Source organism: Limimaricola hongkongensis DSM 17492, from assembly GCF_000600975.2.
GTDB classification, from domain to species: Bacteria; Pseudomonadota; Alphaproteobacteria; order Rhodobacterales; family Rhodobacteraceae; genus Limimaricola; species Limimaricola hongkongensis.
Genome location: NZ_KK088650.1, coordinates 360000 through 381738 on the forward strand (window position 1 = coordinate 360000; position 21739 = coordinate 381738).

At 68.2% G+C, this 21739-nt stretch carries 15 protein-coding genes and 1 tRNA gene; 15 read left to right on the forward strand and 1 reads right to left on the reverse strand.

Going from position 1 to position 21739, the window contains the following annotated elements; all coding sequences use genetic code 11:
- Positions 1-15: 15 nt before the first annotated feature.
- Together LOKHON_RS06405 and LOKHON_RS06410 are read left to right on the forward strand one after the other, a co-directional pair.
- Entirely contained in the window at positions 16-1050 is a 1035-nt protein-coding gene (locus LOKHON_RS06405; RefSeq protein WP_017928433.1) for a cysteine synthase A, read from the forward strand.
- Positions 1047-3707, forward strand: a complete 2661-nt coding sequence (locus LOKHON_RS06410) for a DUF3772 domain-containing protein (RefSeq protein WP_051585586.1) — start codon at positions 1047-1049, stop codon at positions 3705-3707. Before LOKHON_RS06405 ends, LOKHON_RS06410 begins: the two co-directional genes overlap by 4 nt.
- A 59-nt stretch (positions 3708-3766) precedes the next feature.
- Here LOKHON_RS06410 and LOKHON_RS06415 read toward each other — a convergent pair whose 3' ends face one another.
- Entirely contained in the window at positions 3767-4900 is a 1134-nt protein-coding gene (locus LOKHON_RS06415; RefSeq protein WP_017928435.1) for an AI-2E family transporter, read from the reverse strand.
- Between the two features lie 131 nt (positions 4901-5031).
- Here LOKHON_RS06415 and LOKHON_RS06420 point away from each other — a divergent pair.
- From LOKHON_RS06420 to LOKHON_RS06480, 13 genes are all read left to right on the forward strand, one after another.
- A tRNA-Ser gene (locus LOKHON_RS06420) sits at positions 5032-5121 on the forward strand.
- Between the two features lie 196 nt (positions 5122-5317).
- On the forward strand, positions 5318-5602 hold the full coding sequence (locus LOKHON_RS06425) for a hypothetical protein (RefSeq protein ID WP_162561763.1): 285 nt from the start codon (positions 5318-5320) through the stop codon (positions 5600-5602).
- A gap of 226 nt (positions 5603-5828) precedes the next feature.
- The gene (locus tag LOKHON_RS06430; protein ID WP_017928437.1) at positions 5829-7424 is read left to right on the forward strand and encodes an ATP-binding protein; all 1596 of its coding nucleotides are present in this window, start codon (positions 5829-5831) and stop codon (positions 7422-7424) included.
- A 121-nt stretch (positions 7425-7545) separates the two neighbouring features.
- On the forward strand, positions 7546-7860 hold the full coding sequence (locus LOKHON_RS06435; RefSeq protein ID WP_017928438.1) for an Hpt domain-containing protein: 315 nt from the start codon (positions 7546-7548) through the stop codon (positions 7858-7860).
- 14 nt (positions 7861-7874) lie between these two features.
- Positions 7875-9830 (forward strand): cellulose biosynthesis cyclic di-GMP-binding regulatory protein BcsB, encoded by a 1956-nt coding sequence (locus LOKHON_RS06440; protein ID WP_017928439.1) that lies wholly within the window; start codon positions 7875-7877, stop codon positions 9828-9830.
- Between the two features lie 3 nt (positions 9831-9833).
- Positions 9834-11723: a glycosyltransferase family 2 protein gene (locus LOKHON_RS06445; RefSeq protein WP_017928440.1), complete on the forward strand. Its 1890-nt coding sequence runs from the start codon at positions 9834-9836 to the stop codon at positions 11721-11723.
- The gene (locus LOKHON_RS06450) at positions 11720-13135 is read left to right on the forward strand and encodes a hypothetical protein (protein ID WP_017928441.1); all 1416 of its coding nucleotides are present in this window, start codon (positions 11720-11722) and stop codon (positions 13133-13135) included. The genes LOKHON_RS06445 and LOKHON_RS06450 overlap by 4 nt, the downstream gene beginning before the upstream one ends.
- A gap of 3 nt (positions 13136-13138) precedes the next feature.
- The gene (locus tag LOKHON_RS06455; protein ID WP_017928442.1) at positions 13139-14074 is read left to right on the forward strand and encodes a response regulator; all 936 of its coding nucleotides are present in this window, start codon (positions 13139-13141) and stop codon (positions 14072-14074) included.
- Positions 14064-16091 (forward strand): ATP-binding protein, encoded by a 2028-nt coding sequence (locus LOKHON_RS06460; protein ID WP_162561764.1) that lies wholly within the window; start codon positions 14064-14066, stop codon positions 16089-16091. Before LOKHON_RS06455 ends, LOKHON_RS06460 begins: the two co-directional genes overlap by 11 nt.
- Before the next feature lie 2 nt (positions 16092-16093).
- On the forward strand, positions 16094-16462 hold the full coding sequence (locus LOKHON_RS06465) for a response regulator (RefSeq protein WP_017928444.1): 369 nt from the start codon (positions 16094-16096) through the stop codon (positions 16460-16462).
- A 439-nt stretch (positions 16463-16901) separates the two neighbouring features.
- Positions 16902-18836 carry a PrkA family serine protein kinase gene (locus tag LOKHON_RS06470; protein WP_017928445.1) on the forward strand — a complete coding sequence of 645 codons (1935 nt, stop codon included), beginning with the start codon at positions 16902-16904 and terminating at the stop codon, positions 18834-18836.
- A 13-nt stretch (positions 18837-18849) separates the two neighbouring features.
- Positions 18850-20166 carry a YeaH/YhbH family protein gene (locus LOKHON_RS06475; protein ID WP_017928446.1) on the forward strand — a complete coding sequence of 439 codons (1317 nt, stop codon included), beginning with the start codon at positions 18850-18852 and terminating at the stop codon, positions 20164-20166.
- Positions 20159-21634 carry a SpoVR family protein gene (locus LOKHON_RS06480; RefSeq protein ID WP_017928447.1) on the forward strand — a complete coding sequence of 492 codons (1476 nt, stop codon included), beginning with the start codon at positions 20159-20161 and terminating at the stop codon, positions 21632-21634. The genes LOKHON_RS06475 and LOKHON_RS06480 overlap by 8 nt, the downstream gene beginning before the upstream one ends.
- The last annotated feature ends 105 nt before the right edge of the window (positions 21635-21739 follow it).

A 21739-nucleotide genomic window follows, 5' to 3' on the forward strand; every position in this document is an offset into this window, starting at 1 on the left:
AGGAAAGGTTGCCCCATGGACATCAAATCCGATCTCGCCGCCGCCGTCGGCAACACCCCCCTGATCCGGCTGCGCGCCGCCTCCGAGGCGACGGGGTGCGAAATCCTGGGCAAGGCCGAGTTTCTCAACCCCGGCCAGTCGGTCAAGGACCGCGCCGCGCTGTGGATGATCCGCGACGCGGTCGAGAAGGGCACGCTCAAGCCCGGCGGCACCATCGTCGAGGGCACGGCGGGCAACACCGGCATCGGGCTGGCGCTGGTGGGCGCGTCGATGGGCTTCAAGACGGTCATCGTCATCCCCGAGACCCAGAGCCAGGAAAAGAAGGACATGCTGCGGCTGGCCGGCGCCGAGCTGGTGCAGGTGCCCGCCGCGCCCTACCGCAACCCCAACAACTATGTCCGCTACTCGGGCCGCCTGGCCGAGGAGCTGGCCCGCACCACGCCCGAAGGCGTGCTCTGGGCCAACCAGTTCGACAACATCGCCAACCGGCAGGCGCATATCGACGCCACCGGCCCCGAGATCTGGGAACAGACCCAAGGCAAGGTGGACGGTTTCATCTGCGCGGTGGGCACCGGCGGCACGCTGGCCGGCGTCGGCATGGCGCTGCAGCCCCGCGGCGTGAAGATCGGCCTCGCCGATCCCGAGGGCGCGGCGCTGCACAGCTTCTACACCACCGGCGAGCTGAAATCCGAGGGCGACTCGATCACCGAAGGCATCGGGCAGGGGCGGATCACCGCCAACCTCGAAGGCTTCACCCCCGATCACAGCTACAAGATCCCCGACGCCGAGGCGCTGCCGATCGTGTTCGACCTGCTCAAGCATGAGGGGCTCTGCCTTGGCGGCTCTTCGGGGATCAACATCGCCGGGACGATCCGGCTCGCGCGCGAGCTGGGGCCGGGCCATACCATCGTGACGATCCTGTGCGATTACGGCACGCGCTACCAGTCCAAGCTGTTCAACCCCGATTTCCTGAAATCGAAGGGCCTGCCGACGCCGGATTGGCTCGGCAAGGGCCCGTCCTCCATTCCGGGCGTCTTCGAGGACGCATGAGCGCCCGCATCCCGGCGATCGCCAGGCGCGCGCGTCATGCGGCCCGTCTGGTGCTGTCGGCATGGCTCGTTCTCGGGGCGGGGGGCGCCGTGGCGCAGGGCATCGCCCCCGCGACGGGCGGGCTGTTCGACGCGGCCCCGCAGGAGGAGCCCGCCGCGCCGGAGGTGATCCCGCCGGATGGCCCCGCCGCCAGCGTCGAAGAGGCGCTGAGCCCGGCGGCGCCCGAGGACGGGGCCGGGTCGGAGCAGGCGGAGGCCGACCGGGCCGCGCCGGAGGCGTCCGCCCCCGCCCTGACCCCGGTTACCGCCTACAGCCGGGCCGAAACCAGCCTGCCGGGCACCGGGCCGCTGTCGGCGGTGCTGACCGAAAGCGGCGTGAACTGGGAAAGCTGGGAACGCATAGCGGCGCGCAGCGAGGCCATCTCCGAACGCGGGCAGGGGTCGGATTTCGCGCTGCAGCGGCTGCGCGAGGAGCTGGTGATCTGGCGCGACCGGTTCCAGCAGGCGCGCGGCGCCAATGGCGCGCGCATCGGCACCGTCGAGGCGCAGCTTACCGCGCTGGGCCCGGCGCCCGAGGCGGGGGGCGAGAACGAGGACATCGCCGCGCGCCGCGCCGCGCTGAGCGACAAGCTGATGCGGCTGCGCGCGCCGGTGCGGCTTGCCGATGAATCCTATGCCCATGCCGACGGGCTGATCCGCGAGATCGACCGGCTGATCCGCGAGCGGCGCGGCCGGGCGCTGGGCGATCGCGGGCCGTCGCCGCTCAATCCGGGGCTCTGGCCCGGCGCGCTGATCGTTATGTATGAACGGCTGGAGGCGCTGGGCACCGAGATCTGGGCTGGCTGGCTGTCGCCGTCGCGGCGCGCCGATCTGGGCGCGGTGCTGGCGGAGGTGCTGCTTCTGGGGCTGCTGGGCGGGCTCCTGATGCGGGCCGGGCTCTGGGCCCGCCGCCTGCGCCGCCGCATCCTGGAGGCGGATCGCCGCGGCGCGCGGGCGCTGGGCTTCTTCGTGTCGCTGGGGCAGGTGGCCTTGCCGTTCGGCGGGCTGGTGCTGATCGCGCGGGCGCTCGATCTCGCCGGGCTGACCGGGCCACGCGCCGGGCCGCTGCTGATGGTGCTGCCGCTGGCGGGGATCGCGGTGCTGCTGGCGCGCTGGATGGCGGGGCAGTTCTTCGGCCCCGAGGCGGCGCAGGCCGATCGCGGGCATCGCCGTGGCCCGGCAGACTGCCGGGCCCGGCGGCAGGTGATGTGGCTTGGCTGGGCGATCGCGCTGGCGCAGGTGTCGCAGGCGCTGATCTCCACCGCCGCCGCCCCCGAGGGCGCGCAGGCGGTGCTGTCCTTGCCGCTGCTCTTGTTCGTGGCGGTGCCGCTGTTCTTGCTCGGCCAAACCCTCGCGGGGGTGGCGCGCGACACGGCGGCGGCCACCGCCGCGCCCTCGGCGCTGCCCGAGACGTCGCGCCGCGACACCACCGGGTTCCGGCAGGGGCTGTTGTCGGTGCTGGGCAAGGTGGCCATGGCCGTCGCGGTGGTGGCGCCGGTGCTGTCGGTTCTGGGCTATGCCGCGCTGTCGGACGCGATCCTCGTGCCCGCGATCCAGACCATGATGCTGATCGGGGTGCTAGTGCTTTTGCAGCGGCTGGTCTTCGACGTCTGGACGGTGGCGACGGGGTCCGAGGACCTGGCGCGCGACGCGCTGGTGCCGGTGCTGATCGGGCTGTTCCTGATCCTCGCCGCGGTGCCGGTGGGGGCGCTGATCTGGGGCGCGCGCCCCGAGGATCTGGCCGAGGTCTGGACCCGTTTCCGCGAGGGCTATTCCTTCGGCGACACCCGGCTTCAGCCGACCGACCTGATGTGGCTGATGGTGATCTTCGTGATCGGCTACGCGCTGACCCGGCTGGTGCAGCGGGCGCTGCGCTCGGTGGTGCTGCCGCGCACCAAGCTCGACATCGGCGGCCAGAACGCGGTCGCCGTGGGCTTTGGCTATGTCGGCATCACCGCGGCGGCGATTCTCGCGATCACCACCGCCGGGCTCGACCTGTCGAACCTCGCCATCGTCGCCGGTGCGCTGTCGGTCGGGATCGGTTTCGGCCTGCAGAACATCGTGTCGAACTTCGTGGCCGGGATCATCCTGCTGATCGAGCGCCCCATAGGCGAGGGCGACTGGATCGAGGTGGGCGGCCAGTCGGGCTATGTGCGCGACATCTCGGTGCGCTCCACCCGGATCGAGACCTTCGACAAGACCGACGTGATCGTGCCCAACGCCGATCTCGTCTCGAACCAGGTGACCAACTGGACCCGCGGCAATTCGGTGGGCCGGGTGATCGTGCCGGTCGGGGTGGCGCATGGCAGCGATCTCGTGCGGGTGCAGCAGATCATGCAGGAGGTGGCCGACCTGCATCCGCTGGTGCTCGCCAACCCCGAGGCGGCGGTGCTGTTCCGCGGCTTCGGGCCCTCCAGCCTCAACTTCGAGATCCGGGCCTTCCTGCGCGACATCAACTTCATCATCGCGGTGCAGTCGGAGATGAACCACGAGATCGCGCGCCGCTTTGCCGAGGAAGGCATCAAGATCCCGTTCCCGCAGCAGGATCTGTGGCTGCGCAACCCCGAAACGCTTCGCGCCGCGCGCGCCGATGGAGAGGAGCCGGACGCGCAGGGGTGAGGGCGCCGGATACCGCAAGGGCCGCCCGGCCGGGGCGGCCTTTCTTTCGGCGTCGGGGGTCAGGCGTTGGGCGGCGGTGCCGGTGTGATCTCGGGCTCGGGCAGGCCCTCGCGCGACAGCAGGATCGCCAGCGGGCGCAGCGCCGGGATCTCGGAGCAGACGATCATCGCGGCCACGGTGATCGGCACCGACAGGAACATCCCCGGAATGCCCCAGACCGCGCCCCAGAAGGCGAGGGAGATGATGATCCCGAAGCTCGACAGCCGGAGCGCGCGGCCCATCATCATCGGGTCGAGCACGTTGCCGTTGACGAACTGGACCACCCCGGTGATCGCGAAGATCGCCGCCGTCGCCGCTGGGTCGCCGAGCTGCACATAGGCGACCAGCGCCACCATGGCCGTGGCCACGATCGAACCGATATTGGGGATGTAGTTCAGCAGGAAGGTCAGGATGCCCAGGGGCACCGCCAGTTCGAGCCCGAACAGCCCCGCCAGCGCCCAGACCATGATCCCGGTCATCACCGACACCAGCGTCTTGACCGCGAGGTAGCGGTTCACCCGGCGGATGATCGAGCCGATGATCCGGCCCACCCGGTCGGCCTGCACCGGGTCGCCGGTGAAGTTCACCAGCTTGGTCGAGAACCAGACCCGTTCGGCAAAGAGAAAGCCGACGAACAGGATCACCAGCACCGTGCCCTGCATCAGGTTGCCCGCCTGGCTGGCCAGCGCCCGGATATAGCCGCCCAGCTCGACCGTCTGCAGCGAGTTGAGCACCGCGGCCTCGGTGTTTTCGCCCAGCCACGAGAACAGCGCCGCGATCGCCTCGGGGGCGCGGTCGGCATAGCTCAGCGTGGTGATCAGCACGGTGTTGATCTGCGCCAGCACGATCGAGGTGAGCGACAGCAGCGCCGCGGCGATGGCCACGACCGCGGCGATCGAGGCGAGCCAGTTGGGGATCGCGAGCGGCCCGATCCGGGCCCGCGCGATGAAGCTGATCGCGTCGCTCATCAGCGAGAAGATGACGATGGCGGTGACCAGCGAGATCAGCAGGAACCGCGCCTGCACCAGCAAAAACAGCACCACCGCGAAGGCGATGATGATCAGGGCCACGTCCTGCACCCGGTGCGGATCGCGCGGCACGGGCGCGCGGTCGCGGTCATCGGATCGCAGCGGCAGGCGGGGCGGTTGGGTCATCAAGGCGGTATCTCGTGCAGTCTCTGAGGCACCTACTATGCGGGACCGGCGGGGCGGGCACAATCAACCGCGGAAATAGGCGTGTTCCGGCCCTTGCAAAGCCGCCGCGGCTTGGCTACTAGGCCCGCAACGGAGCGGTGGCCGAGTGGTCGAAGGCGCACGCCTGGAAAGTGTGTAGGCGGGGAACCGTCTCGAGGGTTCGAATCCCTCTCGCTCCGCCATATCACCAGACAGGTTGATCGTCCGACGCGGTTTTGCCGGGGCTTCGTGCCACGCGGCCCGGGGTGCCGCCTGCGGGTTCGTGCGACGAAATCCGGGTTGTCACGCTGCGTCAAAACCGGGGAACTCTCGCTGTCGGGTTGAAGCCGTGCCGCCGCAATATACTTCGAGATACAGGCTTCGAACTGGATGATCCCCGTGTCCCAGATGACAAAGGCGCAATCCGAGGCGATTGCTCATGAAATCGCAGCGCTCGCAGATGACTTCGCCAAGACGCGGTCCAAGGAGGAAAGCGGTGCCACGAATGCCGCCCTGGTCCTGCTGATCGAGGCGTTGCTTGCGAATGGCGCGCTGACCCCCGCGCAGCTCGGGGCGATCTGCAACATGCTCAACGACGGGGCCGCGGCCGCCCCCCGCTCCGAATACGGGCGCGGCGGCGAGACACTGGCGCGGCTGGCCGAACGGATCCGCGGCACGGTCTAGGCGGCAATGATCGCCGGGCGGGCGGCGCGGCTTCTACCGCCTGCGCCCGGTGACGGCGCGCGCATGGCGCACCGCCCGATCGGCCCGTGTCCGCTCCGTGCCCGGCCCGTATCCGGACCACAATATCACCACAAAGTGCCGGTTCTGTATTGATCAGGGGATGGCGCCCTGATGTTAGAAGCTCTTGGTCCAGCGACAATTTCCATAATCGAGGCAGGCAGAACGCATGCTCCACCCTTCGACGAAGACCGCGGGAGAGACGGGTTTCGTGCCCTTTCCCCAGACCTATCCGGGACGGCTTTACTATATCGCGGCGGACCCGGATAAATCGTTCGAGCAGAAGGCCAACGAGCTGCTGGCGATCGGCTGCGAGGCGCTGGGGCTCGACCTGGGCATCATCAGCTTCGTCGAGGGTGGCCGCTACGAGGTCATCCACAGCTACGGGGAGGCGCCGCCCGCGCCGGGGACGCCGTTCAACCTGTCCGAAACCTATTGCTGCCACACCCTCGTGGCAGAGGATGTGACGAGCTTTCATCACGCCGGGGCCTCGCGGATCGCGACCCATCCTTGCTATCTCAATTTCGGGCTGGAGAGCTATATCGGCACGCCGCTGGTGGTGAATGGCGACGTGTTCGGGACGCTCAACTTCTCCTCGGCGCGGCCGCGCAGCCGGGCCTTCGACGCCGATGAGCACGCGCTGGTGCGGTTCTTCGGGCGCTGGTTCTCCAAGGAATGGGAGCGGGCGATCCAGACCGCCGAGCTGGAGCGCAAGACGACGCTGCTCGAAGCGGTCTTCGAGGCCATTCCCGGCTCGGTGATCGTGGCCGACCAGGAACGCCGGATCACCATGACGAACAGCACGGTGCGCGAGATGTTCGGCTTTCGGCCGGAGGATCTGCAGGGGCGGCAGACCTCGATCCTCTATTCCGATTTCGAGCAGTACAACCAGGCCGGCGCGCGCCGGTTCAACGCCAAGTCCACCGGCGGGTTCGAACCGTATGAAATGCGGTACCGGCGGCAGAACGGAGAGGAGTTCACCGGCGAAACCCATGCCACGCTTCTGACCACGCGCGACGGCAAGCGGCTTGGCTACCTGGCGGTGATCCGCGACGTGACGCAGCGCAAGCGCGTCGAGCGCCAGCGCGATCACGCGATCTCGGTGGTCAGCCACGAGATCAAGACGCCGGCCTCGACGATCTCCGGGTCGCTCCAGCTGCTGGGCCGCTTTTCCGATCACCTGCCCGAGCGGGGGCAGCGGCTTCTGGAGATCTCGCTGCGCGGCACCGAACGGCTGAACCTGCTGATCGACGACATCCTCGATTCGGGGCGGCTGCAATCGGGCCAGCTTTCCATGACCACGCAGGCCACCGATCTGGGCGCGCTGCTGCGTGACAGCGTGCGCGATCACGCGGTCATCGCCAGGGACAACGCGGTCCAGTTGAAGATCGTCGGGGAGGACGCGGCGGCGGTCATGGTCGAGGCCAACCCGACCCGGCTGGCACAGGTCGTCGACAACCTTCTTTCCAACGCGATGAAGGCGTCGCCGGCTTCGGGGACGGTCGAGCTCGGGCTGCTGCGCGGGCCCGCGGGGTTCTGGATCAGGGATCACGGCGTCGGCATCCCCGAGCAGCTTCAGCCCGTGCTGTTCGACCGGTTCACCCGCAGCGAATCCGAGACCTTCCGCTTCGGCGGCGGCAACGGGCTTGGCCTGAACATCGTGAAGGCCATCGTCGACCAGCACCGCGCCAGGATCTCCTTCGAGACCGCCGAGGGCGAGGGCACGACCTTCCGGGTGGTCTTTGCGGATGACGCGGCCCGGTGACAGGCCGGGCGCGGCAAACGGGCAACAGCCGCGCGCCCGGCCTGTCCTTGACGGCACGGGATCGAGAGCCGCGGCGGCCGCATTGTGCTAGAGCCTTGCAGAACATGACGGAGCGTTAAAATTGACCGATTATGCCGAGAAGGTACTCCAGATCCGCCACAGATTCCTTGCGAATCTCGAGCAGAGACTGGGGGGGATCGAGGCCGAGATCCGGCGGGTGGAGCAAGGCGCGCCCGGTGCCGCCGCCGATCTGCATCTCGCGCTGCACGACCTGACCGGCAATGCCGCGATGCTCGGTCTCGACGAGATGACGGCCGAGGCGCGGCGCGGGCTCGCGGTGCTCGAAGGCGGCCGGCTGGAGGCCGAGGCGGGCCGGGCCGCCGCGCTGGACGACATTCGCGCCTCGGTGGCGCGGCTTCTCGAACTGAAGAAATGATGCGGACTGTCTGAATGAGTTTTACCAGCCTCAGGGCCCTGATCGTCGCCCTGGCCATCCCGACCTGCGGTCTGGCGCAGGTCGCGGCCCCCGACGCCCCCGATGGCGATGCCGCAGCCGGCCGTCTCGTCCGCAAGATCGACCTCGCCGAGATCGGTTATCCTTCGGGGCTGGAATTCCAGCAGCTCTCCGGCGAGGCGGTCGCGTTCTTTCCGGTCGGCGCCCGCGCGGCGATCGAGGGCATGACGCTGCGGCTCGATCTCGTGCATGGGCAGACGCTCGACGTCACCCGGCATCTCAAGCTGCGCGTGAACGACGTGATCGCCCATGCCGAGCCGCTGCCCGCCGACCAGACGCGCGGCACCATCACGCTGGAGCTGCCGCCCGAGGCCGCGCAGAACGGCTTTGTCAAAATCGGCATCGCCTATGCGGGGGCCAGCTCGGACAACATCTGTTTCGACGAACGCTCCTCGGGCGATTTCGCGCAGATCCTGCCGGGCTCGTCGCTCACCCTCGCGCTGGACCGCGCCGCGCTCGACACGATCGACCGGGTCGCGCAGGTGATGCCGCCGGCCAAGATCCTCGAGGCGGGCAGGGGGGTCGATGCCGCCCGCGCGCTGCCTTTCGCCTTGCGGGCCGCGGCGCTGTACGACGCCGAATACGGTCTGGTGACCGCCGGGCGGGCCGAGGCGGGCCCCGAGGCGGGCACCGCGCCGGGCTGGAGCTCCGTGACCTTCGCTCTCGACGACAAGGCCACCGGCGCCGAAGCCGGGTCGGTGACGCTGGCGGGGACCGCCAGGCCGGGGCTGAGCTTCGGCAGCGCGGACCCCGAGCTGGGGCTGGCGCTCGCGGCCAGCCGCTGGCGCGCGCTGGCGCAGAACGGCGGCGGCGCGACGACGCTCGCCCCGCCGCGCGACGGGGCCGGGGAGACGGTCAGCTTCGCCACGCTCGGCACGCCCCAGCTGCAGCAGATGGTCACCGGCAGCAGCACCTTCGACTTCAGCTTTGCCGCCGATGATTTCGCCGCCGGCCGGCTGCCGGACGGGGTCGAGCTTCTGGTCGGCGCGGCGCGTTCGCCCAACGGGCGCGGCGTGACGGTGTCGGCCTATCTCAACGGCAGCCTGCTGGGCAGCCGCCCGCTCGACGATGCCGAACCGGTCTGGATGGAATTCGCGATCCCGGACGGGCTGGTCGGCCGCGAGAACCAGATGCAGATCCTCGTGCAGCGGCAGGTCGAAGGCGGCAACTGCCTGTTCAAGCCGCAAGGCTACCCGGCGCAGATCCTGCCGCAAAGCCGGTTCACCCTCGGCGAGGCGCCAAAGGCGGCGAATGATTTCTACCTGATGCGGCAGGCGTTCTCCGGCGGGGTCGACATCGTGACGGCGCCGGATGCGCAGCTTGGTGACGCCATGCCGTGGCTTTTGCCGATCGCCGGGGCGCTGTTGCCCGACGCCGCCGATCTCACCATGCGCGACACGGTCACGGCCACGCCGGAGGAGGCGGCATCGCGGCCCTTCCTCTATATCGGGCAGACCGCGCCCGAGGGGGCCGAGGCCGGGCTGCGGTTCGACCAGGGGCGCGTGGAGGTCCGCGACGGCACCGGCGACACGCTGTATGCGGGTGCGGCGATGGATGCGGCGGCGGTGGTGCAGATCGTCGAGATCGGCGACCGGCCCGGCATCTGGCTGCGTCCGGGCACCGGGCCCGCGCCGCGCCCGACCATGGACACGCCGCTCCTGCTCGACCGGGGCGATCTCGCCTTCATCGACGACCGGGGCGTGGCGCTGGTCACGTCGACCCGGCGCGGCGATCTGGTCGACATCACCTATCCCGACCGGCGCGACATCATGCAGGTCATCGCGCAGTACCGCCCCTGGATCATCGGCGCGGCCTGGCTCGCGCTCACCCTCGTGGTCGTGCGCTTCCTGCAGGGCGTGTACCGCAGGGCCCGGCGCGGCAAAGAGAGCTGACGAATGGCGCTCGACGGCGACAGCGCGGCGATCGGAGAGCTGCTGCTCGACCGGGGTCTTCTGACCCCGGCGCAGCTCGACGAGGCGACCGCGCGCGCCGAGGAATGGCATGTCGGGCTGATCGAGGTGCTGCAAAGCCGCCGCTGGCTCAAGCCCGGCGAGCTGTATCGCGCGCTCGCTTTCTATTACGACCTGCGTCTGGTCGATCTCTTCGAGGCGCCGCCCGACATCGATCTGGTGCGGCAGCAGGACGTGACGGCGATGACCGACGCGCTGACCATCCCGGTGCGCCGGATGGCAGGCGGCACGCTGGTGGTCGCGACGGCCCGGCCCGGCCCGCGCACGCTGCTGCACATCATCGAGACCTATCCCGGCGACGTCGAGATCGTGGTCGCCCCGCAGCTCGACATTTCCTGGGCGCTGCAGACCGCCTTTCGCGAAGAACAGCTGCACCGCGCGGTCTACGGCCTGGCCGATACCGACCCGGTGATGTCCGCCAAGAGCGTCATCACGCCGCCGCAGGTGGTCGCCATCTACCTGATGATCAGCGCCTTGCTGGTCGGGTTCGCCACCGCGCCCGTCGCCAGCCTGATCGCGCTCAACGTGGTCATGACGCTGTTCTACACCGGCAATTTCCTGTTCAAGGCGGTGCTCGTCTGGGTCGGCGGCGAGGTGCAGGAGCGTTACTCCCGCGCGATCGCGGCCGAGGCGGCGGCGATGCGCGACGACGACCTGCCGGTCTATACCGTGCTGGTGCCGATGTTCCGCGAGCCCGAGGTGCTGCCGATCCTCACGGCCGCGCTGCGCAAGCTCGACTATCCGCTGGCCAAGCTCGACATCAAGATCGTGCTCGAAGAGACCGACGACGAAACCATCGCCGCGGCGCGGGCGCTCGAACTCGAAGGCGTGTTCGAGATCATCCAGGTGCCGCAGTCGCACCCGCAGACCAAGCCCAAGGCCTGCAACTATGCGTTGCAATACGCGCGCGGCGACTTTCTCGTGATCTTCGACGCCGAGGACAAGCCCGAGCCCGACCAGCTCAAGAAGGTGCTCGCCGCCTTCCGCCAGCGTTCGCCCAACACCGCCTGCATCCAGTGCCGCCTGAACTACTACAACGCGCGCGAGAACTGGCTGACGCGGATGTTCACGCTCGACTACTCGCTGTGGTTCGACCTGATGCTGCCGGGGCTGGAGCGGCTCGGCGTGCCGATCCCGCTGGGCGGCACCTCGAACCATTTCCGCATGGACGTGCTGCGCGAGCTGAACGCGTGGGACCCGTTCAACGTCACCGAGGATGCCGATCTCGGCATCCGGCTGACGCAGAAGGGCTACCGCGTCGGCGTCATCGACAGCACCACCTACGAGGAAGCGAACGTCTCCATCCCGAACTGGATCCGGCAGCGCAGCCGCTGGATCAAGGGCTACATGCAGACCTTTCTCGTGCACACGCGGCGCCCGATCCACCTGTATCGCAGCGTCGGCCTGCCGGGCGTGATCGGTTTCGTCTTCTTCATCGGCGGCACCTTCCTGTCGGGGCTTCTGAACCCGATCTTCTGGGCCACCTTCCTGGTCTGGATGATCTTCGGCGCCGACGCGATCGAACCGTTCTTCCCGCCGATCCTGCTCTACATGTCGCTTCTGAACCTGCTGGCCGGCAACGCGCTGCTGGTCTACCTGACCATGGTGGCGCCGTTCCGCCGCCGCTGGACCGATCTCGCGCCGTGGGGGATCAGCGTGCTGGGCTACTGGGTGCTGATGACCATCGCCTCCTATAAGGCGCTCAAGCAGCTGATCAGCAACCCGTTCTACTGGGAAAAGACCCAGCACGGCCTGTCCAAGCAGACCGCGAACGAGCTGGACGCCGCCAAGAGCGACGCCGAGGTGGCGACATGACCCGGCTGCTGCGCTTTGGCATCTACACGGTGCCGCTGTTCGGGCTGCTGCTGCTGCCGGTGCTGTGGGTCGAGATGCACGGCTTCGTCTCGGATGCGACCGTGCAGATGTGGGCCAAGACGATCCTCCAGGTCGAGGGGCCGCAGGCCTTCCGCGGCACCGATCCGTTCTATCCGCCGCTGCCCTATGCCGTCACGCTGGTGGTGCAGGCGCTGGTGCCGCGGACCGGCATCCCGGTGCCGCTGCTGGTCTCCGCGGCGATCGGGGCGCTGCTGCTCTATGCGTGGTTCGGCAATCTGCGCGAGCGCGGCGCCTATGACCGGGTGTCGGCGGGGCTGATCGTGGCGCTTCTGGCGATGAACCCGTTCTTCTTGCGCGCGCTGGTGAACGGGCCGGGTACGATGTTCCTGCTGCTGGGGTTCTGGATCTATGCGCGGGGGCTGTTGAACCTGCGGCTGAACGGCACCGCGCCCGACATGATGAAGGTCGCGGTCGGGCTGCTGATCATGCCGGTTTCGCATGGCTACGGGCTGATGCTGACGCTCGGGACCTTGCCGTTCATCGTCATCGCCGCGCGGCCGAGCATGCTCGCCGCCTCGTCCTTCGGCTATATCGTGTCGATGTTCTTTCCGGCGGTCGCGGCGATCGGCTCGCTCGTCTTCGTGGCCTCGGTGCTCGACACCGAGATCTTCCCGGCCGGTGCCGTCGCGGCCGGCGCGCGGTTCGAATTCGACGCGCTTTTGCCCACGCTGTGCGCGCTGGCCGTGGTGGCCGCGGCGCTGTGGCGCACGCGCGGCGTGCCGCGGTTTTTCCTGCCGCTGTTGGCGGGGGCCTGCAGCCTGATCGGCGGGGCGGTGCTCAATCTCGGCTACGGGCTCGAGGCGGACCCGGTCGTGGTCGCGGCCCCGGCGCTGGGGCTCGTCATCGTCGCGATCCGGTCATGGCCGCCCAGCGGGTTGCGCGCCTCGGTGATCGCGGCGGTGCTGGTGGCGTCGGTGCCGCTGGGGCTTTGGTCGATCCGGGCGGGCGGCGGCGCCGAAAGCCTGCGGCTGTTGCAGGCGGCGCGCGGCGTGGCGGTGGCCGACACGCGCGCCGCCGACCGGGCGGCGGCGGCGTATCTCGCCGGGCGCGACGGGGTGCTGGCCGATGTCGAACGCAATCCCGGCCTCGTCACCGCGATGGGGCGGATCGATGGATTGCTGGTGGCCGGTCAGACGGCCTACGATGTCACGCTGCAGGGCGGGCGGCCGCGTGGCGACTGGATCGCGGTGCGCCATTTGCCCGACGCGGTGTCCCAGCCCGACCGGCTGCTCGGGGCGTTTCCACAGCTTGCAGAAGACGGGTCGCCGGCTTTCGCGCTCAGGTTCTCCCATGCGCCTTGGCGAATTTTCCAGATCATTGAACAGGATTGAGCGATGTCGAGAAAGATTGTTGCGGTTGATGATTCAGACATCGCACGGGAACTGGTGGTCGCGACCCTCGCGGATTTCGGCTATGACACGGTCGAAACCTTTTCCGACCCGATACAGGCGCTCGAAACCCTGTCGGGGCAGAGCGAGACGGCGGATCTCGTGCTGCTCGACATCATGATGCCGGGCATGGACGGGATCGAGCTGTGCGCGCGGCTGCGCCAGGTCGAAGCCTGGCGCGACGTGCCGATCGTCATGCTGACCAGCCGCACCGACAAGGGGTCGCTGTCGCGCGCCTTCATGGCCGGGGCCAATGACTATCTGATGAAGCCGTTCGACCGGGTCGAGTTCCAGGCCCGGCTGAAGGCGCAGCTGCGGCTGAAATCCGAGCTGGACCGGCGCAAGTCCCCGGCCGATCCGGCCGCCATGACCGCGGCGGCGCCGCCGCGCCGGTCGCATGTGCCGGGGCTTCTGGGCGACCAGCACACGCTGCTCGACGCGCTGACGACGCTGGACGGGAGCGAGCCGCTTTGCGTCTATGCCTTGTCGATCGACGCGCTGGCCAGCAATGCCACCGATTTCCTGCCCGCGGATCGCGATGCGATCATCGCCGCCGTGTCGCGCTGTCTCGCCGCGATCGAGATGCCGGCCGGCGACATCCTCGTGCGCTGGGAAGATGAGAGCTTCTGCGGCGCGAGCCTGGGGCGCAGCCGCTCCGAGATGGTCGCGCGGCTGGAGCGCGTGGCCGGTCGGGTCGAGACCGCGCTGTCGGGGCTGCGGGACCGGCTTCGTGGTGGCGAGACCACCGTGAGCATCGCGCTCGCGGTCGGCGATCCCGGCTGCCGGTCCTCCGAGGTGCTCGGGGACGCGTTCCGCACGCTGGAGGGCGCGCGCAATGACGGGGCGGGCCGCATCCATGTCGCGGCGCCCCATGGCGCATAGGATCAATCTCGGCGGGTTCCATGCTTTCGGCCAGGTCGCCCAGGCCGCCACCCGGCAATCCCGGCGCCTGATCCTGCGCGCCTCGGTTCTGACGCTGGCGGTCGCGCTGTTTCTCGGCGCGCTGATCTATCTCGACTACCAGCGCACGATCGAGTCGGGCCGCCAGCGGCTCAACCATGTCGCGTCGCTGTTCAACCAGACCTTCCTGAGCTCGCTCGATCTCGCCACGGTGCAGATGACGGGGGTGATCGAGGAGCTGAGCCGGCGCGAGCTGCGCGGCATCGAGGATTTCGAAGGCACCTACGGGGGACGGCTGCAACGCATCGCCCGCCAATCCGAGCAGATCGGGGTCATCGCCGTGGTGGACCCCGGTGGCATCGTCTTGTGGTCCACCCTGCCGGGGCTGATCGGGGTCGACGTGTCCGACCGAGCCTATTTCCGCAACGCGCTCGACCTCGCCCCCGGCGCCTACACGCTGGGCAAGCCGATCATCGGCCGCCCCACCGGCGCCTCGGTGACGCCCGTGGCCTGGCCGATCGCCAACGACACGCAGCCCGTGCGCGGCGTGATCGCCTCCTCTCTGGACGAGGACTATTTCGAGGCCCTGCTGGCCGACACGCGCTATGACCCCGATATGGTCATCGAGATCGCTTCCGATGACGGCCCGATCGCGTTCAGCTCGGCGGCCGGGGACACGCCCGCCACCGGAGCGCGGCTGGAAAGCCGGGCCCGCATCCGCGGCTCGGACCTCGCCACCAGCGTCTCCGTGCCGCGCGCGTCCGTGCTGGCCGGGCTGGCGATGCGGTCGGCGGCCTTCGCCATGATCTCGGCGTTTCTCTATGCCTGCGCCATCGCCGCGGCCTATATCGCCGAAAAGCGGTCGCTGGCGCTGGCCGAGGCCTTCGAGCGGTCGCGGACCGAAGCCCTGCGGGCGGTCCAGGCCCGCAACCAGTTCCAGGCCATCTTCCAGAGCGTGGAGGACGGGATCGTCGTCTTCGACGAGCGCGGCCAGCTGGAAAACGCGAACCGCCGCGCCCGCGACCTGCTCGACGTGCCCGACACCCGCTCCGCGATCGCCATGCTCAGGCCGCACCGCCCGGTCATCGGCGGCGCCAACGGGGCGGCGGCCGGGGGCGCGCGCAGCACCGTCCGGCTGGGCACGATGAAGAACGGCCAGCGCCGCGAGATCCGCTGCCGCATGAGTCGGGTCGACCACCTTCTCGGGCAGGCCTATTACTGCCTGCTGACCGATGTGAGCGCCGAGGAACGGCTGACCAACACCCGCGTGCAGTTCATCGAATCGATCAATCACGAGCTGCGCACGCCGCTCACCTCCCTGAGCGGATCGCTGAACCTGTATCTCGACCGGTTCGGCGACACGATGACGCCGAGCGGGCGCAAGCTGATCGACATGGCCAAGCGCAATGCCGACCGGCTGCTGATGTTGGTGAACGACGTGCTCACCTTGCAGGCCGTCGATCACGAGCGGCTGGTGATCACGCTCGGGTCGGTGTCGACCGGCGAGGTCGTCGCCGAGGCCGTGGCCGCCATGCGCGGCTATGCCGACAGTTTCGGCGTGCGGCTCTGCATCGCCGAGGATCTCGTCGATCTGCCGATCCGCGCCGATGAGCGGCGCCTGCAACAGGTGCTCGGCAACCTGATCTCGAACGCGGTGAAATATTCGCCGCGTGCCGGCACGGTCGAAATCGGGGCCATGCGGGGCGATGACGATACCGTGAAGATCTGGTGCCGCGACACCGGACCCGGCATTCCCGCCCATGCCCGGAACTCGATTTTCGAGCGTTTCGCCCAACCGGCGCACGAGCCGACGGTGCAGGCGACGGGCACGGGGCTGGGGCTCGCCATTTCCAGGGAGCTGGTCTCGCGGCAGGGCGGGCGCTTGGAACTCGACACGATCCATGTCAACGAGCCGGGCGGCAAGACGGCGCACGGAACGACCTTCAACGTCGTCCTGCCCATCGAGCGCGGCGCAAGAGTTGAAGAAAAGGTGGGTTAGCCATGAAGATCCTGTTCGTGGACAACGAGGAAGACATCGTCTCGCTGGTCGAGATCGCGCTCGAGATCGAGGACGACATCGACCTGACGACCGCGACCTCGGGGACGGTCGGGTTCGAATTGATCGATGCCACCGAGTTCGACGGTTTCGTCTTCGACCTGATGATGCCCGAACCCGATGGCCGCGCCATGCTCGGCCGGGTGCGCGGGTCGGCGCTCAACCGCGACAAGCCGGTCATCATGTGCACCGCCAAGGCCGAGGCGAGCGCCGCCGACGACCTACGGCGCGCCGGGGCCACGGCCGTCATTGCCAAGCCCTTCGACCCGCTGAGCTTTGCCACCACCATCCGGCAGCTGATCAAGGCTGCCTGAACGGGGCCGCCTGAACGGGGCCGGCGGGCGATCGGGACGCATGGCCGGTGCGGGGGGCGTGTGCGACCGGCCGCCCGCACCGGGGCGCGTGGCGTTTTCGCGCCCCGCGGCGCGATCATTTCCATATGAAAGACAGATTATTTCCCCGCGCGCCATGATCGCGGGGGTGTAACCCGCCCGCCGGCGGGTTCAGCCGATGCGTGCGGCGGCGCGGGATCGGCAGCGGGGCAGGCGCCCGCGCGCCCCCGGCCGGGGCCGGGACGACCCCCGCGCGAAGAGCCTCACGCCCGGCTCCCTGAAACATGATGTGTGACGCATGGTAAATCTCCGTGATTTGCCAGATCGCCATCACCACATAATATGATGGAAAGAAAAAGATTCGCCTGTGGGGGACGGGACTGCGCGCGGCTTGCGCGCCAACCGACGAGAGAATGGGCCGATGGATGTCTTTACCCGCTACGCCGAAAGCTATGCCAGCTCGCGCACCGAGGAGCTGAGCCTGCAGGAATACCTCCTGCGATGTCGGGAGGACCCGTCGGTGCGCGCCACCGCCGCCGAGCGCATGATGCGCGCCATAGGCGAGCCCGAGATGGTCGACACGAGCCATGATCAAAGGCTGGGTCGGATCTTTCTCAACCGCACCGTCAAGATCTACCGCGCCTTCGAGAGCCTCTATGGCAACGAGGAGGTGGTCGAGCGGATCGTCGGCTTCTTCCGCCATGCCAGCCAGGGCCTGGAGGAGCGCAAGCAGATCCTCTACCTGCTCGGGCCCGTGGGCGGCGGCAAATCCACCATCGCCGAGATCCTCAAGGCGCTGATGGAAAAGGAGCCGATCTATGTCCTGAAGGCGGGCGACCAGCTCAGCCCGGTGTTCGAAAGCCCGCTGGGCCTGTTCGACCGCGACCGCTTCGGCGATCTTCTGGAGGACAAGTACGACATTCCGCGCCGCCTGCTGACCGGGCTGATCTCTCCTTGGGCGGTCAAGCGGCTGGAGGAATATGGCGGCGACATCTCGCGCTTTTCCGTGGTGCGGATGCAGCCGTCGCGGCTGCGCCAGATCGGCGTGACCAAGACCGAGCCGGGCGACGAGAACAACCAGGACGTCTCGGCGCTGGTCGGCAAGCTCGACATCCGCAAGCTCGAACACATGGGGCAGGACGATCCCGACGCCTACAGCTACTCGGGCGGGCTCAACCGCACCACGCAGGGGCTTTTGGAATTCGTCGAGATGTTCAAGGCGCCGATCAAGGTGCTGCACCCGCTTTTGACCGCCACGCAGGAGGGCAGCTACACCGGCACCGAGAACATCGGCGCGATGCCCTATCAGGGTCTGATCATCGCCCACTCGAACGAGGCCGAGTGGCGCCAGTTCAAGGGCAACCGCAACAACGAGGCGTTTCTCGACCGGATCTCGGTGGTGAAGATCCCCTATTGCCTGCGCGCCACCGAAGAGGCGCGGATCTATTCCAAGCTGTTGCGCGAAAGCTCGCTCGGGGCCGCGCCCTGCGCGCCCGAGACGCTGCCGATCCTGGCGCGCTTTTCGGTGCTGACGCGGCTGCAGGAGCACGAAAATTCGACGCTGCACGCCAAGCTTCGGACCTATGACGGCGAAACGCTCAAGCACACCGACCCCAAGGCGCGCAGTTTGCAGGAATACCGCGACGCGGCGGGCGCCGACGAGGGCATGACCGGCGTGTCGACCCGCTTTGCCTTCAAGGTGCTGGCCGAGACGATCAACCACGACGTCGAAGAGGTCGGCGCCGATCCGGTGCATTTGATGTATGTGCTCGAACAGGCGGTGCGGCGCGAGCAGTTCGCCGAGGAGGTGGAGGCGCGCTATCTCGATTTCCTGAAATCGGACCTCGCGCCGCGCTATGCCGAGTTCATCGGCGAGGAGATCCAGAAGGCCTATCTCGAAAGCTATTCCGATTACGGCCAGAACCTGTTCGACCGCTACATCGCCTATGCCGATGCGTGGATCGAGGACCAGGATTTCAAGGATCCCGACACCGGGCAGATGTTCGACCGCGACGTGCTCGAGGCGGAGCTGGCCAAGATCGAGAAACCGGCGGGCGTGTCGAACCCCAAGGATTTCCGCAACGAGGTCGTGAAGTTCGTGCTGCGCGCGCGGGCCGAGAACGAAGGGCGCAACCCCGATTGGCGCGGCTATGAAAAACTGCGCCGGGTGATCGAGAAGCGGATGTTCAGCCGGGTCGAGGACCTGCTGCCGGTGGTGAGCTTTGGCGCCAAGCGCGACAAGGACACCGATGCCAAGCACACCGAATTCGTCGAGCGGATGGGCGAGCGGGGCTATACGCCGCGCCAGGTCAGGAGGCTCGTCGAGTGGTACATGCGGGTGAACAAGGCGGGATGAGGAGCGCCCGGCCATGACGCATTTCATCGACCGCCGTCTCAACCCCAAGGGCCGCAGCACCGGCAATCGCCGCCGCTTCATCGGCCGCATCAAGGCGCATGTGCGCGAGGCGGTGGATGCCTCCGTGCGCAAGCGCGGCATCACCGACATGGAGGCGGGCACCGATGTCGCGGTGCCGCGCGACAGCCTCTCCGAGCCGAGCTTTCATCACGCCACCAAGGGCGGCACGCGCGAAGGCGTGCTGCCGGGCAACCGCGAATACCGCGCGGGCGATGAAATTCCGCGCCCGCCGCCGGGCGGCGGCGGGGCGGGGCGCAAGGGCGCGCCCGATGGCGAGGGCGAGGATGATTTCGTCTTCGCCCTGTCGCGCGACGAGTTTCTCGACATCTTCTTCGAGGATCTCGAACTGCCCGACCTCGTGAAACGCTCTCTCGCGGGCAGCGCGGTGCGGCGGCCGCGCCGGGCCGGGCTGTCGGTCACCGGCGCGCCCGCCAATCTCAACGTGGGCCGCACCATGCGCCGCGCCATGGGAAGGCGCATCGCGCTGCGCCGCCCGTCTGACGCGCATCTCGACGATCTGCGCGACCGGCTCTTCGCGCTCGAGGCGGTGTTCGAACCCGATGCGGCGCAGCGCGCGGAAATGGCCAGACTTCAGGCCGAGCTGGAGGCTGCGACCGCGCATCGCAAGCGGGTGCCCTATCTCGACCCGCTCGATTTGCGCTACAGCCATTTCGAACCCCAGCCCGAGCCGCGCGCGCAGGCGGTGATGTTCTGCCTGATGGATGTCTCGGCCTCGATGGGGGCGCGCGAAAAGGATCTCGCCAAGCGGTTCTTCGTGCTCTTGCACCTGTTTCTCACGCGGCGCTACGAGACGGTGGATCTCGTCTTCATCCGGCACACGCATCTCGCCTCCGAGGTCGACGAGCAGACCTTCTTCTATTCGCGCGAAAGCGGCGGCACCATGGTCTCGACCGCGCTGGCGGAGATGAACCGCGTGCAGTCCGAACGCTACCCGGCCTCGGAATGGAACATCTATGCCGCCCAGGCCTCGGATGGCGACAACTACCAGGGCGACAGCCGCGATTGCCAGATCTGGCTCGAAAGCGAGCTTTTGAAGATCTGCCAGCACTTCGCCTATGTCGAGATCATCGGCGAGGCCGAGGCGCGCATCCTGCGCGATGCGGCGCGCGGCACCGAGCTGTGGATGGCCTACCGCGAGGTGGCCGAGCGATGGCCGAATTTCGCGATGCGCCGCGTGGCGGGGTCGGCCGACATCTACCCGGTGTTCCGCGATCTCTTTGCCCGCCGCAGGGAGGTTGCCCATGGCTGATCTGTTGTTCGACGGGCCCGACTGGAATTTCGACACGCTGCGGCGCACCACCGACGCGATCGAGAAGATCGCGCGCGAGGATCTCGGGCTCGACACCTATCCCAACCAGATCGAGATCATCTCGACCGAGCAGATGCTCGACGCCTATTCGGCCACCGGCATGCCGCTGATGTATCGCCACTGGTCCTTCGGCAAGCAGTTCATCCATCACGAGCGGCTCTATTCCAAGGGCGCGCAGGGGTTGGCCTACGAGATCGTCATCAACTCCGACCCCTGCATCTGCTATTGCCTCGAAGAGAACACCATGCCGATGCAGGCGCTGGTGATCGCCCATGCCGCCTTTGGCCACAACCATTTCTTCAAGTCCAACCACCTGTTCCGGCAATGGACCGACGCGCGCGGCATTCTCGATTACCTCGATTACGCGCGCGGCTTCCTGAGCCAGTGCGAGGAGAGGTACGGGCCGGGCCGGGTGGAGCGGACGCTCGATGCGGCGCATGCGCTGATGAACGCATCCGTGTTCCGGCATCGCCGCCCGGCGCAGCCGTCGCTTCGGGCCGAGGCCGAGCGCGCCGAAAAGCGGATCGAGGAGGACGAGCGGGCCGCGCATTACCTGTGGAGCCGGATCGAGGCCGAGCATCGGTCGCCGGGCCATGAAAACGCCAGCACGGAGCGGCGCCACGCGCTTGGCCTGCCCGAAGAGAACCTGATCTATTTCCTCGAACGCCACAGCCCGGTGCTGGAGCCGTGGCAGCGGCAGGTGCTCCGGATCGTGCGCAACCTCGCGCAGTATTTCTATCCGCAGCGCCAGACGCAGGTGATGAACGAGGGCTGCGCCTGCTTCGTGCATTTCCATATCCTGAGCAAGCTGCACGAGCAGGGCCGGATCGGCGATGGCGCGATGCTCGAAATCCTGCACAGCCATTCGAGCGTGCTGTTCCAGCCGGGCTATGATCATCCGGGCTATTCGGGCATCAACCCCTATGCGCTGGGCTTCGCGATGATGCGCGACATCCGCCGCATCTGCGAGAGCCCCGAGCAGGAGGATCGCGACTGGTTTCCCGCCATCGCCGGCTGCGGCGACTGGCGCGGGGTGCTGAAAGATGCCTGGGCCAATTTCCGCGATGAAAGCTTCATCCAGCAATTCCTGAGCCCCAAGGTGATGCGCGACCTGCGGCTGTTTGCGCTGCGCGACGCCGAAAGCGAGGACACCATGAGGGTCACGGCGATCCACGATGCGGGCGGCTACCACGCGCTGCGCGACACGCTGGCGCACAGCTATGACCTGTCGCACCGCGCGCCCGACATCGAGATCGTCGACGCCGACCTCGCGGGCGATCGGGTGCTGCGCCTGCGCCACGTGCTGCGCAACGAGGTGCCGCTCGATGCGCGCGACCGCGAGGCGACGCTCGATTGCCTGCGCGAGCTGTGGGGCTACGAGGTGGAGATCGACGAGATGGTCGGCTGACCCCGCGCGCCGGCTTGGCGACCCGGCCCCTGAAATGCTTTAGGCAAATATATTTTAAACTTGAAATGAATCGCGGCCCGGCCTAGCGTTTTCCTGTCAGCTCGG